The organism is Kosakonia oryzendophytica, from assembly GCF_900094925.1.
In the GTDB taxonomy this organism is placed as follows: Bacteria; Pseudomonadota; Gammaproteobacteria; order Enterobacterales; family Enterobacteriaceae; genus Kosakonia; species Kosakonia oryzendophytica.
Window position 1 is genome coordinate 318,086 of record NZ_FMAY01000001.1, and the last position, 13,365, is coordinate 331,450.

Sequence of the window (13,365 nt, forward strand, 5' to 3'; positions counted from 1 at the left end):
GGGTCGTTACGGCTTAGTGTGTCCGGAATGGTAATTACAGCGCGATATCCGCCACGGTTTCGCTGTCGCTCTGCGGATGCAGAGCCGGTTTTTGCACCGGCGGTGTAACATCGGCAATCAGCGATTCGTCACATTTCAGCCCCAGAATCTCGCTGGTGTAACGCAGCTCAGCGTCAGCAGCGTCAATATTACCGTTCAGTTCAGTGCCGAATGAAGGGATGATCTCTTTCAGTTTTGCCTGCCAGCTTGCGGAAGCAAACCGTTCCGTGAACACTTTCTCCATCAGCTCCAGCATAATCGGCGCAGCGGTCGATGCCCCCGGCGATGCCCCTAACAGCGCGGCGATAGTACCTTCTTTATCACTGACCACTTCAGTACCCAGTCGCAACACCCCGCCCTTGCCGGATTCACGCTTGATGATCTGCACACGCTGACCAGCCTGCCATAAACGCCAGTCTTCTTTCATCGCCAACGGGTAGTATTCGCGCAGTGCATCAAAACGATCGTCTTCATTTTGCAGCACCTGACTGACCAGATATTTTACCAGGCTAAAATTGGTCATGCCGACAGTCAGCATTGGCAGTACGTTGGAGGTATTGGTGGAGCGAAGCAGATCCCATAATGATCCGTTTTTCAGGAAACGCGTCGAGAAGGTGGCAAACGGCCCAAACAGCAGCACACGCTTACCGTCAATAATACGCGTATCAATATGCGGCACTGACATCGGCGGCGCGCCCACGGTAGCCTGACCGTAGACTTTTGCCAGATGGTGATTCACCACGTCCGGGTTTTCGGAAACAAGAAACTGGCCGCCCACCGGGAAACCGGCATAATCCGCCGCTTCCGGAATGCCAGATTCTTGCAGCAGCTTAAGCGCCGCACCACCCGCGCCAATAAAGATAAACTTCGCCCGGATTACCTGCTCACCGCCGCCTTTCAGCGAATGGAGTGTCACGCTCCAGCTATTATCCGCATTGCGCTTGAGACCACGCACTTCCGTACCCAGTTGCAGTGAGAAGTTCTCTTTTTTCTGCAATGCGCCAATCATCTGGCGGGTCAGCTCACCAAAGTTCACGTCGGTGCCAATTTCCGTCCGGGTGGCCGCAATTTTCTGCTTCGCGTCGCGCCCTTCCATCACCAGCGGCGCCCACTGTCTGATCTGCTCAGCATCTTCGGAATAGCGCATGCCGCGGAACAAGGAACTCTGCTGCAGCGCTTTATAGCGTGCGCGCAGGAAGTTGACATTGTCATCGCCCCACACAAGGCTCATGTGCGGCACGGTATTAATAAAGGAGCGGGGGTTCTTGAGCACACCGGTTTTCACCTGATGCGCCCAAAACTGGCGAGAAATACGAAAGGCTTCGTTGATTTCAATCGCTTTTTTGATACTGATGGTGCCATCCGCACTTTGCGGCGTGTAGTTCAGTTCCATTAATGCGGCATGCCCGGTTCCGGCGTTGTTCCAGCCATTCGAACTCTCTTCCGCCAGGGCATCCAGCCGCTCTACCATGGTGATCGACCAGTCGGGCTCCAGCTCTTGCAGCCAGGTTCCCAGCGTGGCGCTCATGATCCCACCACCAATTAAAAGCACATCTGTTTCCTGCTCTTTCGATGCGGAACCTTTTGCTGCTTTCGAGACAGCATTTAGCCCGACAGCCATCGAAAACAGCCTGGCAGTCATTTTTTTCATGTTGTCATTGCCTTACTTTTAGTGCTGTTTTATTCGCATTTATTGAGGGTAAAGTCGTTAGCGCTTCTAACGTAGCACTTACACAATGAGATTTAAATAATGTTTAATCATTAAATTTCCATTGTATAAATGTTACTAATAAGTTGATTTTTTGCATTAGATTTAACGCATTTCGCTGGTCATAAACGGCCAGAGTCTGCTATAGTTTTGCGTTTCTCCACCTGCCCGAACGCCTTTTCCTGCGCGAAGAAGCCTCTCACCTACACAATCTTATGACCCAAAAAGCAAGCCATTTTGCACTGCTGAGAAACGATGATCTTCGCTCGCGGCAGTTGTTCACCCGCGCAGTAGAGAGCACTGAGTCCTGAAGCGATCTCGTTTTCGGTGAGAGCCTGGGGTTGCCCCGAAAGTGAGTCTGATTGCCTCTGTTGTACGGTGCCTTTCCATGTCGTTATTCGGTGGACGGCTGGCAATGATAATGGCAGCGGCAGGACCAGTCGCATTAGTTATCGGACCGAGGTTTCATCAAAACGGTGTGGAATACATTTTGCCTGCACTATTGCTGGCGGGAGTCATTCAAATCATTTTGGGGCTGACCGGCATGACGTGCCTGATGCGTTTTATTCCGCACGCGGTGATGACCGGTTTTGTTAACGCGCCGGACAGCCTGATTTTTGTTTTTCTGGCGCAGAGCTGCGCTGATTGTGGCGCTGTTTGTCCTGATCTTACTGATCGTGCTGTGGTTGCCGCGCTGGCGGTCACGCCCGCGAAGTGGCGGAAGAAACCGCAAGCTACAGCAGAAACAGTGTTGCCAGCCCGAGAAAAATAAAGAAACCACCGGTATCGGTAATCGCGGTGATCATCACGCTGGAGCCGACCGCCGGGTCGCGCCCCAGCCGGGTCATGATCATCGGGATTAATACTCCCATTAGCGCGGCCATCAGCAGGTTCAGCACCATCGCCAGCGTCATGACACCACCGAGTGCGGCATCGTCATACAACCACCAGGTCACCCCTCCCATGATCCCGCCCCACACCAGGCCGTTAATCAGCGCTACCCCCATCTCGCGCAGAATCAAAAAGGTAATGTTACCCGGCTGAATGTTCTGTAGCGCCAGCGCCCGGACAATCATGGTAATGGTCTGATTACCGGTGTTACCGCCGATCCCGGCAACGATAGGCATCAGCGACGCCAGCGCCACCAGTTGCGAAATCGTATGTTCAAAACCGTCAATAACCCTGGAGGCGATAAACGCCGTGCACAAATTGGTCGCCAGCCACACCCAGCGCGTTCTTACGGCTTTGGTCACTGGCGCAAACACATCTTCTTCCGTGCTCAGGCCGCCCATCTGGCGCATATCATTGTCGGTTTCTTCGTATACCACATTGACGATCTCATCAATCGTCAGACGCCCCATCAGCATGCCATTACTGTCTACCACCGCCGCACTGACCAGATTGTCACGTTCAAAGGTACGAGCAACCTTCTCCGCGTCATCCTCTGGCGAAAACATCACCGGATCGGCATCCATCACGTCGCTTACCCGCTTGCCTGCAGCATTAAGCAAAATGGTTTGCAGCCCGAGTTCTCCCACCAGGCGGTTATCACGCCCGATAACAAACAACTTATCGGTGTTTTCCGGCATCCTGCCAAGCCTGCGCAAATAGCGCTGTACCGCCGCCAGCGTCACCTCTGAACGAACGGTGATAACTTCGAACTCCATGAGCGCGCCAACACAATTTTTAGCGTAACGCATCACCTGGCGGACACGGGCGCGTTCTGCCGGCGGCAGCGTGGCCATTAACCGCCCGATGAGATTCCGCGGTAGGTGCTGCACCAGCCAGATCCTATCGTCGATATCCACGGTTTCCAGGATGGCGAGCAGTGCGCGATCGCTCATTTCATCAATCAGGTCATCCCAGACATTTTCCGAGGCTTCAAGCAACACTTTCCCGCGTTTGCCATCCTCCACCAGCCGCCATAATGCATGGCGTTCATCCACGGGTAACGCTTCAAGCGTGTCAGCCAAATCTGGCGGTGGCAAATGGGACACCAGCGCACGGACTTCCGCCAGGTCCTGATCGAGCCTTTCCCCATCCAACTGCTCGACGAGAGTGATCTCGCCCAGTAGCGTCGCGGTAAGCGTTTTATGGGTCGTCAGTAGCCAAATCAGGCGCGCACGCTCCTCTTCGCGCAGTTTGACACTGTTTTTCTTCATCACCGACATTGGACTGTCCCTGAATGGTAAAAAGCTCCGACAAACCGAAGCAGAACAGCGTTAAGCATAGCGGGTGAGTTTGTAAAAAATAATAAACGGCGGGAGTGTCCGGGCAAAAAAACAGCACGCCCCTGCAATGCAGGGGCGCGGATAATCAGGCGGTACGGGCAACCGCGTCTCGGGAGGCCTTTTCGCGTTCTTCACCGACCAGTTCGCTCAACTGGCCGTCGCGCATCTCCAGCAGGCGGTCGGCGTGAATAAAGTAGTGATCATCATGGCTGATCGCAAAAATGGTTTTCCCCCTTTGCTGCATCAACGGCAATAGCACCTGGTAGAAGTCGCGACGGAAATGGGGATCCTGATCCGCAGCCCACTCATCAAGCAGCAAAATGTCGCGCTCTTCCGCCAGTGCCAGCAGCAGCGCGACGCGCTTTTTCTGCCCTTTCGACAGTTTTAAATTCAGGATCTTACCGTTGTTCAGCTCCAGCTTATGCGCCATTTTTAACTGTTCCAGCCATGTGTCCACCAGTGCCGGATCCGCCTGTTTCCCCTCCGGCCCCAGCAAATCGTCAAACAGCCAGACATCGGTAAACACCGCGGAGAAGAGCTTGCGGTAATCTTCCGGTTTGTCGTGCGCCACGGGTTTGCCATCCAGCAGGATCTCACCGGATGCCGGCTGATATAGCCCGGTCAGCAGCATTGCCAGCGTCGATTTGCCGCTCCCGTTACCGCCGATCAAAAACACCAGCTCGCCGCGATTAAGGATCATATTGACCGGACCAATCGCAAAGTCATTATCCTGATATTTAAAGGTGACATTGCGCAGCTCCAGCGTTTGCCAGCCAGCAAACGACTGCGGACGGGGGAACGCGGGTTGGTACGGTGCCAGCGCAAACTTTTTCAGTTTATTAAAGGCGACCTGAGCGCTTAACAGCGTCGGCAATGCGCCCACGGCGGAGAGCAACGGCGTGCGCAGAAACAGCAGAGTAAGCGAATAGGTCGCCGCTACGTTAGTGTCGGCCCAGCCAAGACTGTTTGCCATCCAGAAGACAAGCCCAATGGCACCGAGCATCATGATATTCGACCAGTTCACCGCGCTCAGGTGAAAGGTGTCGGCGCGAATAATATGATGGCGGTATTGGCGCGCATCCGGCAGATATATCTGTTCAAAAATATGTTCCGCACGCTCGCGGTTCAGATTCAGCTCTTTACGTCCTTCCAGTACGGTCTGGAAATCGTTATAGAGCTTATCTTCCGTCTCACGCAGCGTCGCCATATGTTTGTAAACGCGGGAGACCAGCACAAAACCGCCCCAGATGGTCAGCGCCATCCACAGCGCGGTAACCACCAGCATCTTACCGGAGAGCATGGCGAGATAGATGCATGAGCCAAGGGTCAGGATGATCCCCTGCACCAGTTCTGGCAGGCGCACGAATGCAATGGTGATATTACGGACATCACTGGTTAGCCCTGCCAGCAATGCTGCGCTGCCCAACTGCTCGATCCGCTCTACCGGCGTGTCGAGAATGCGTTTGATAAATTCGCTGCGCAGGCGGTAAACGAAGTGATGACCGAGGGTGGTCAGCGCAAGTTGCGAACCTAGCGTGACCGCCATCAGCAACAGCAGCAAACCGAGAAATTCCGGAAGCACCGTCAATGAAATATCCACGGTTTCTATTAATCGCTGGTTAATAAAGGCAATCAGTCCGATGCCTAAGGCGGCGCTTACCAGGGTGAGCGCCAGTACGGCCACAAACGGCCAGCGATACTGCCGCCAGACAAGAAGAAGGAGTTGCATAAAACGACCCGGTCAACAAAAACAGCCAGCAGTGTAAACGGCTGGCAATTTACATCAAGAATAATTCTTATTTTTATTTGCTGTTACTGGCATGACGAAAAGTGAGATTGTAACGGCATTCACCGGTGATCGGGTGGTAACCCGCTTTCAGCGGCGCAATACCATGATAATAGAGCCGCGACTCGCCCCCCCAGACCACAATATCCCCATGTTCCAGCATCAGTCGCTGTAGCGGATCGTTGCGTTTGAGCCCACCGAATTGGAATATTGCCGGTAATCCCAGAGACACCGAAACGATAGGCGCGCGCAGATCCGGTTCATCTTTATCCTGATGCAGTGAGAGTTTCGCGCCAGGTGCATAACGGTTGATCAAACAGGCATCCGGTCTGAAGTCAGGGTATCCTGCAGCAGTGCTGGCCTTCTGACACAGCGCCAGGAACGCCTCTGGGATGGCCGGCCACGGACGTTGGGTTTGCGGATCGACGGGAGCATAGAGGTAACCGTACTGGTCGGTCGTCCAGCCAAGCGCGCCGCAATTGGTCATTGCCACGGACATGGTATACCCGCCGGGCGTCACCATATGGCGCAGCGGCGACTGGCTAATAACCTGTCCAATCCCGCGCATCAACGCCTCAGTGTCTGGCAGGGCAAAACGTCTCAGCACAACGGCGCCGGGCGCAAGCGACTCCTGCCAGGGTTCTTCATCCGCAAACAAATCAAGCATCAGGTCTCCTCTTTATTCTCTTCCCGCTGCAGCAATTGCGCTTTGCGCGCCGCCCCCCAGCGATAACCGGAGAGTGCACCATCGCCCCGCACCACGCGGTGACAGGGAATAATAATCGCCAGTTTGTTTGCCGCACAGGCACTGGCAACGGCCCTCACAGCACGAGGTTTGCCTATCTTTTGCGCCAGTGTCTGGTAACTCACGGTCTCCCCCACCGGGATCTCACGCAACGCCTGCCATACCTGCAGTTGAAAAGCCGTTCCGCGTAAATCCAGCGGTAAGCTGAAAGGAGAATCCGTATTGTCGATGCGCTGGATCACCTGCGCCACGCGTCGGGTAAAAGGTTCATCCCCCTGCGCCCGATGCGCATGCGGAAAGATAGCACTCAGTTCAGCAATCAATTGCTCATCGCTGTCTGCCAGCAAAATGGCACAAATACCCCGCGCGCTCTCTGCCACCAGGCAGCGTCCCAGCGAACAGTCGCTCAACGTAAACCAGACCGCTGTATCGTCCCCTCCCGCGCGGAACTGACGCGCCGTCATGCCCAGCGAGGCGTCCGCGTGGCGGTAATAAGTACTGCTGTCCGGGAAACCTGCTGCCAGCACTGCGTCGGTCACCGTGTCACTCTGTGCAAGCGTCGCGCGTAAGCGACGGGCGCGAAATGCCTGTTGCCAGGCTTTTGGCGTCATCCCGGTGGCGGATTTAAATAGACGATGAAAATGGTAGGGACTCATCGCCGCCTGCTCGGCAAGCCGCGCCAGTGTGACAGGCGCATCCTGTTCTAACAGACGGCAGGCAGCGGCGATTTTATCCAGCCGCTGTTGCTGCGGATGGAGGGTATCCGGCCGGCAGCGTTTGCACGGGCGAAAACCGGCAGCCACGGCACTTTGCGCGTCCGGGTAAAAACGCACATTCTGGCGCAGCGCATGGCGCGCCGTGCAGGAGGGGCGGCAAAAAATACCGGTGGTCAGTACGGCAAAAACGAACTGACCATCAGCCTGTGGGCTGCGCGCCAGCACCGCCTGCCAGCGCTGTTCATCAGTTAAAATGGCGTTATTCATGTCAGGCTCCTTATATAAGCTTAGCCTCACTGTGCCCGTTAGCGCGCTTTCTGACACCCGCAATCTTGCGGTTTAATTTTTTTCGCTGATTAGAAAAGCGGAGAACTGTGGCGACATCCAGGTGGTGAAGCCCTCTCCCTGTTTGATTATCATAAATACCGCCAATCCTTCGCGTTTCACCACCTCTTTTGCCTGCTCCGTACCGAGCACCATCAACCCGGTGTCCCAGGCATCCGCTTCCAGCGCCGTTGGTGCGATCACCGTAACGGAGACCAGCGCATGCTGAATCGGCTGCCCGCTGCGCGGGTCAATAATGTGCGAGATGCGTTTGCCATCAAGTTCGTAGTAATTACGATAGCTGCCGGAGGTGCTGATACCATGCCCGTTGATGTCCACGATCGCCTGGGCGGCATTTTCGCGATCGGTAGGTTTCTGAATCGCCACTCGCCAGGGTTGCCCCTGGCCATTCATGCCACGACTGGCGAGCGCACCGCCAACGGACACCAGATAGCGGGCGATCCCTTCCTGCTCCATCAGTTGCGCCAGATGATCCGCCGCATAGCCCTCGCCCACTGTTGATAAATCGACAAACAGATCCGGCAGATCTTTTTGCAGGAACTGTTCACCTGCACGGTTAATGACCGTTAAATGGGCCAGCCCTGTGCGCGCTTTTGCCGCGTCAATCTGCGCGTGTTCCGGCGTTTTGACCGGCTGTTTGTCTGGCCCGAACCCCCACAAATTCACCAGAGGCCCCACCGTAATATCCATCGCGCCGTCGGTTTTTTCGCCAACGCGTAACGCTGTAGTGACGATATCCGCCATAGCGGCGCTGACGGGCCAGGGCGCGGTGCTGGCGGAATGGTTAAAACGCATCAACGCAGAGTCGTTCTTCCAGGTGGACAGTAAGTGGTCATCACCGTCCAGCTGAGCCTGAATTTTTTGCTGCAACGCCTGCGCCTGTTGTGCATTGATATCCACCACACTGACGCGCCACGAGGTACCCATCGTTTTACCTTCGAGCACCGTCGGCGTTGCCAGTTCGCCTCTGTCGCACCCCGCCAGTAATAAAAGCGCCGCTATCAAGCCGGCACGAAGAAAAGTTATCGCCATGTTTTATGACCTCCTTGCTGGCGGCAAGCGTACACCAAATCGTTCCATGTAAGAGATATCGACAATAAAAAAGGGGCCTTTCGGCCCCTGAGCAGTATTGGTTGCTGACTTAGAACTGGTATACCAGACCCACGCCAACGATGTTGTCGGTACCGATACCGGCAGCACGAGTGAACTCATTTTCATCCAGCAGGTTGATTTTGTAATCAACATAGGTGGACATGTTTTTGTTGAAGTAGTAGGTCGCGCCAACGTCGATGTATTTCAGGATATCCTGATCACCGAAGTTAACCGTACCGGTGTTGTTGGTGATGTCTTTACCTTTGGACTGCAGGTAAGCGATGGACGGACGCAGACCGAAGTCGAACTGGTACTGTGCAACCACTTCGAAGTTCTGCGCTTTGTTAGCAAAACCGTAAGCGGTAGACGGGCTGGAGCCGTTAGAGGTACCAAAACGGGTTGCGTTGTAGGTCTGAGTGTACTGCGCCGCCAGGTAGATATTGTTGGCGTCGTATTTCAGACCACCGCTGTATACTTCAGCACGATCGCCTTCACCGTACAGTGCAGCGTTGAGTGCGTTCTGGTCAGCAGTACGACGTGAAGAAGACATCGCACCACCCACGCTGAAGCCTGCACCCAGATCGTAGGTCAGGGATGCGCCGTAGCCGTCGCCATTCTGTTGCAATGTGCTACGACCGCTGTTGTTTTCACCGCTTACGCTGCCGTTTTTGCCCTGATACTGCAGTGCAAAGTTCAGGCCGTTAACCAGACCGAAGAAGTCGGTGTTACGGTAAGTTGCAACGCCGTTAGCACGAGATTGCAGGAAGTTATCAGCACCGTAGGTGTCACCGCCGAATTCCGGCAGTACGTCGGTCCAGGAAGTTACGTCGTAGATCACGCCATAGTTACGACCATAGTCGATAGAACCGGCATCAGCCACGCGGATACCGGCGAATGCCAGACGGGTCCACGCCTGATTGCTGGAGGATTCAGTATCGTTCGCCTGAACGTTGTATTCCCATTGACCGTAGCCAGTAACCTGGTCGTTTACCTGAGTTTCGCCTTTAAAGCCGAAACGCACGTATGTCTTGTCACCATCATTGCCTTTGTCGTCGGAGAAATAGTGCAGGCCGTCGACTTTACCGTACAGATCTAATTTGTTGCCATCTTTGTTATAAACTTCAGCCGCATTTGCTGCGCCTGCTACCAGCAGAGCCGGTACCAGGAGGGATAGTACTTTAACTTTCATTTTATTAACCCTCTGTTATATGCATTTTTATTGCCACTGCTTACTGATTAACCCTCTAATCAGTTGGCAAATTCATTCTCTCTAAAAAAGAAGAATAATCCAACAAGAATATGATACGAAAACTTTGAAGATGTTTCATTTTCAGCAATAGGTGTTTCAAAATGTAAATATGAGGGAACTTTTTTTAGCACAAATAGCTAAAAAATAGCGCACAAATAATCAAAAAATATTAAAAATACAAACAAATACAATCAGTTATACAAAAACAATGTTATAGCACTGAATGCAAAACCCTCATCTTCGATCGCAACTAATATAATCAACGCTATCATCATTAACTTTATTTATTACCGTCATTCGAATCTGAATGTCTGTTTACCCCTCTTATGACCGGATGCTTCGCATTCGGTTTTTTTTTACCTTTCTTTACTCATCTTGAATATCAATATACATATAATCACTATTTGTAATGACTATTAATTAATCAATAACCATGCCAGATTTTTCCTATTGCGCTGGCAGGATGATTAATTTCTTGTTATTTCGTGCGATCTTTCTGAGACGTAACGGTAAATAGTTGTACGGTTTTTACGCCTTTGTACATTTTTACCGCTGCGCTTACGGAAGAGCCTGCTTCAATAACGATCCAGGCATTCACTGAAAAGAGAGTCTGGAAATTCATTGATTAACCGATATACTGCCTGCTGTGCACTGCTCTGCAACACGACATCTATTAGTACGCCGCGCAGACAACAGGCGGTTCTTACGGCATGGCAGCAACATTGTCTCAGCGAACAACCGCTGAATGTCCCGGCAGTGTTGTCATAACGGGTTACACACACGAATGAGTCAATCTGACACAATGATCCCTGGCAAATTTTCCCTGATACCGGGCAACATTACCCGTTTCTTTCTTTTGCTGATAATTGTCCTGCTGGTGACGTTAGGCGTGATGATCCAAAGTGCGGTCAACGCCTGGTTAAAGGATAAAAGCTATCAAATCGTCGATGTGACGCATGCGATTCATAAGCGTATAGATACCTGGCGCTACGCAACCTGGCAAATCTACGACAATATCGCCGCGGCCCCCGCTTCCAGTCCCAGCGATGGTCTGCAAGAAACCCGGTTAAAGCAAGATGTCTACTACCTGGAAAAACCCCGGCGCAAAACCGAAGCACTGATCTTCGGCTCGCATGACAGCTCCACCCTGGAAATGACCCAGCGTATCTCCACCTATCTGGATACGCTTTGGGGCGCTGAAACGGTGCCCTGGTCGATGTATTACCTCAATGGCCAGGATAACAGCATGATCCTGGTCTCCACGCTACCGCTGAAAGACCTCTCCTCCGGCTTTAAAGACAATACTATCAGCAATATTGTCGACTCTCGTCGGGCGGAAATGTTGCAGCAGGCCAATGCACTGGATGAGCGCGAGAGCTTCTCTCCTTTGCGCCGTCTGGTCTGGCAAAATGGGCACTACTTTACGCTGCGCACCACGTTTAACCAGCCAGGGCATCTGGCGACCGTTGTCGCATTTGATCTGCCGATTAACGATCTGATCCCGCCGGGGATGACGCTGGACAGCTTTCGCCTTGATCCCGATACCGCGCAAACAAACACGCGTACACAGGATAAAGATGCCACCGACAGTGCCTCGGTCAATTTTAACAGCGCTAAAATTGAGATCTCCTCTTCGCTTAACGGTACTGGGTTGCGGCTGATTTGGCAGGTGCCGTTTGGCACACTGCTGCTTGATACCCTGCAAAATATCTTGTTGCCATTACTGCTGAATATCGGTCTGCTTGCACTTGCGCTGTTTGGCTTCACCACCTTCCGCCATCAATCGGGGCGCAAAAATGACACGCTGGCACCTGCCGGTACGAGTAATGAGCTGCGCGTGATGCGTGCCTTTAATGAAGAGATCGTTTCATTGCTGCCGCTTGGTCTGCTGGTCCATGATCTGGAAGCGAACCGCACGGTGTTGAGTAATAAGATTGCGGACCATCTATTACCGCACCTGAATCTACAAAACATCACCGCCATGGCGGACCAGCATCAAGGCGTGATTCAGGCGACGATAAATAATGAGTTGTACGAGATCCGTCAGTTCCGCAGCCAGGTTGCCTCGCGCACTCAGATCTTTATTATTCGCGACCAGGACAGAGAAGTACTGGTCAATAAAAAGCTGAAACAAGCGCAGCGTCTGTATGAAAAAAACCAGCAGGGCCGCGCCATCTTTATGAACAACCTCGCCGATGCGCTGAAACTGCCGGTGAAAACGTTGGCCAGCGAAGCCGCCACATTACAAACCCAGGAAGGCAATACGTTGGCGGATCACGCCGACAGGCTGGTGCAACTGGTTGATGAGATCCAACTGGCAAACATGCTGGAAAGCGATAGTTGGAAAGGCTCGTCCACCCAGTTTTCCATCCAGGATCTGATCGATGAAGTGGTGCCGGAGGTGCTGCCGGCTATCAAGCGCAAAGGCCTGCAGTTGCTGATTAACAACCATCTTCCGGCGAACGAAGAACGCCACGGTGACCGTGATGCGCTACGTCGGATATTGCTGCTGCTGATCCAATATGCAGTAACAACCACACAGATGGGCAAAATCACCCTGGAAGTGAGTATGGACGAGTCAGCGGGCGATCGTCTGACGTTCCGTATTCTCGACACCGGCGTTGGAGTGAGCAACAGTGAGATCGATAATCTGCACTTCCCGTTCCTGAATCCCACACAGGGCGACCAGTACGGGAAAGCCAACGCCCTCACCTTCTGGCTATGCGATCAACTGGCAAGAAAGCTGGGTGGGCATTTGAATATCAAGGCACGGGAAGATCTGGGTACCCGCTATTCACTGCATGTGAAAATGGCTGCCCGTCCGCAGCAGGAAGAAAGCGAAGAAAAATTGCTCGATGACGTCGTGGCGATGATTGATATTACCTCGATTGAAATTCGCAATATTGTCGTTCGTCAGTTAGAAAACTGGGGGGCAAGCTGTATTTCCCCGGATGAACGACTTTCAAGTCAAGAATATGATCTCTTTTTGACAGATAATCCGTCTAATCTTACTGCCTCGGGCTTGCTTTTAAGCGATGATGAGGTCGGCGTGCGGAAAATTGGCCCTGGCCAGCTGCGCGTCAACTTTAATATGAGCAATGCAATGCAGGGAGCAATATTGCAGCTTATTGAGGAGCAACTGGCGCAGGAAGATGTACCGGAGTCGCCTTTGGGGGGTGACGAAAACGCCGAACTCCACGCCAGCGGCTATTACGCCCTGTTTGTTGACACAGTACCCGATGATGTTAAGAGGTTGTATACTGAGTCGGCGTTGAGCGATTTCGCTGCGCTGGCGCAGACGGCACACCGCTTGAAAGGCGTGTTTGCCATGCTTAATCTGGTACCTGGTAAGCAGTTGTGCGAAACGCTGGAGCAATTAATTCGTGAATCCGATGCTCCAGGTATAGAAAATTACATCAGCGACATTGACGCTTACGTCAAGAGCTTGCTGTAG

Annotated in this window: 8 protein-coding genes and 1 pseudogene; 2 read left to right on the plus strand and 7 right to left on the minus strand. The window is 52.9% G+C overall.

All coding sequences use genetic code 11. The annotated features are described in order from the left end of the window. Positions 1-34 precede the first annotated feature (34 nt). Positions 35-1,690: a malate dehydrogenase (quinone) gene (mqo, locus tag GA0061071_RS01550; RefSeq protein ID WP_088238098.1), complete on the minus strand. Its 1,656-nt coding sequence runs from the start codon at positions 1,688-1,690 to the stop codon at positions 35-37. A gap of 357 nt (positions 1,691-2,047) precedes the next feature. On the opposite strand from mqo, the pseudogene GA0061071_RS01555 reads away from it, so the two are divergent. Next, positions 2,048-2,442, plus strand: a pseudogene (locus GA0061071_RS01555) (SulP family inorganic anion transporter); the annotation flags it as partial. Positions 2,443-2,481: 39 nt separating this feature from the next. Here GA0061071_RS01555 and mgtE read toward each other — a convergent pair. From mgtE to GA0061071_RS01585, 6 genes are all read right to left on the minus strand, one after another. Further along, a complete protein-coding gene (gene mgtE, locus GA0061071_RS01560) occupies positions 2,482-3,918 on the minus strand; it encodes a magnesium transporter (RefSeq protein WP_088238099.1) in 1,437 nt (478 codons plus the stop codon). Positions 3,919-4,063: 145 nt separating this feature from the next. After that, positions 4,064-5,707: a multidrug ABC transporter permease/ATP-binding protein gene (locus GA0061071_RS01565; protein ID WP_088238100.1), complete on the minus strand. Its 1,644-nt coding sequence runs from the start codon at positions 5,705-5,707 to the stop codon at positions 4,064-4,066. Positions 5,708-5,780: 73 nt separating this feature from the next. Continuing rightward, on the minus strand, positions 5,781-6,431 hold the full coding sequence (gene alkB / locus GA0061071_RS01570) for a DNA oxidative demethylase AlkB (protein ID WP_088238101.1): 651 nt from the start codon (positions 6,429-6,431) through the stop codon (positions 5,781-5,783). Next, positions 6,431-7,492, minus strand: coding sequence for a bifunctional DNA-binding transcriptional regulator/O6-methylguanine-DNA methyltransferase Ada (gene ada, locus GA0061071_RS01575; RefSeq protein WP_088238102.1), 1,062 nt, complete (start codon positions 7,490-7,492; stop codon positions 6,431-6,433). Before ada ends, alkB begins: the two co-directional genes overlap by 1 nt. Before the next feature lie 72 nt (positions 7,493-7,564). Next, entirely contained in the window at positions 7,565-8,602 is a 1,038-nt protein-coding gene (gene apbE, locus GA0061071_RS01580; protein WP_088238103.1) for an FAD:protein FMN transferase ApbE, read from the minus strand. Between the two features lie 109 nt (positions 8,603-8,711). After that, positions 8,712-9,851: a porin OmpC gene (locus GA0061071_RS01585; protein WP_061493954.1), complete on the minus strand. Its 1,140-nt coding sequence runs from the start codon at positions 9,849-9,851 to the stop codon at positions 8,712-8,714. Positions 9,852-10,695: 844 nt separating this feature from the next. Between GA0061071_RS01585 and rcsD the strand changes: the two genes are divergently transcribed. Continuing rightward, positions 10,696-13,365 carry a phosphotransferase RcsD gene (gene rcsD, locus GA0061071_RS01590; RefSeq protein WP_088238104.1) on the plus strand — a complete coding sequence of 890 codons (2,670 nt, stop codon included), beginning with the start codon at positions 10,696-10,698 and terminating at the stop codon, positions 13,363-13,365.

Bases quoted from the DNA above. Each gene is read 5' to 3' on its own strand.
- mqo (WP_088238098.1), bottom strand. From the start codon at position 1,690: ATGAAAAAAATGACTGCCAGGCTGTTTTCGATGGCTGTCGGGCTAAAT.
- mgtE (WP_088238099.1), bottom strand. From the start codon at position 3,918: ATGTCGGTGATGAAGAAAAACAGTGTCAAACTGCGCGAAGAGGAGCGT.
- GA0061071_RS01565 (WP_088238100.1), bottom strand. From the start codon at position 5,707: ATGCAACTCCTTCTTCTTGTCTGGCGGCAGTATCGCTGGCCGTTTGTG.
- alkB (WP_088238101.1), bottom strand. From the start codon at position 6,431: ATGCTTGATTTGTTTGCGGATGAAGAACCCTGGCAGGAGTCGCTTGCG.
- ada (WP_088238102.1), bottom strand. From the start codon at position 7,492: ATGAATAACGCCATTTTAACTGATGAACAGCGCTGGCAGGCGGTGCTG.
- apbE (WP_088238103.1), bottom strand. From the start codon at position 8,602: ATGGCGATAACTTTTCTTCGTGCCGGCTTGATAGCGGCGCTTTTATTA.
- GA0061071_RS01585 (WP_061493954.1), bottom strand. From the start codon at position 9,851: ATGAAAGTTAAAGTACTATCCCTCCTGGTACCGGCTCTGCTGGTAGCA.
- rcsD (WP_088238104.1), top strand. From the start codon at position 10,696: ATGAGTCAATCTGACACAATGATCCCTGGCAAATTTTCCCTGATACCG.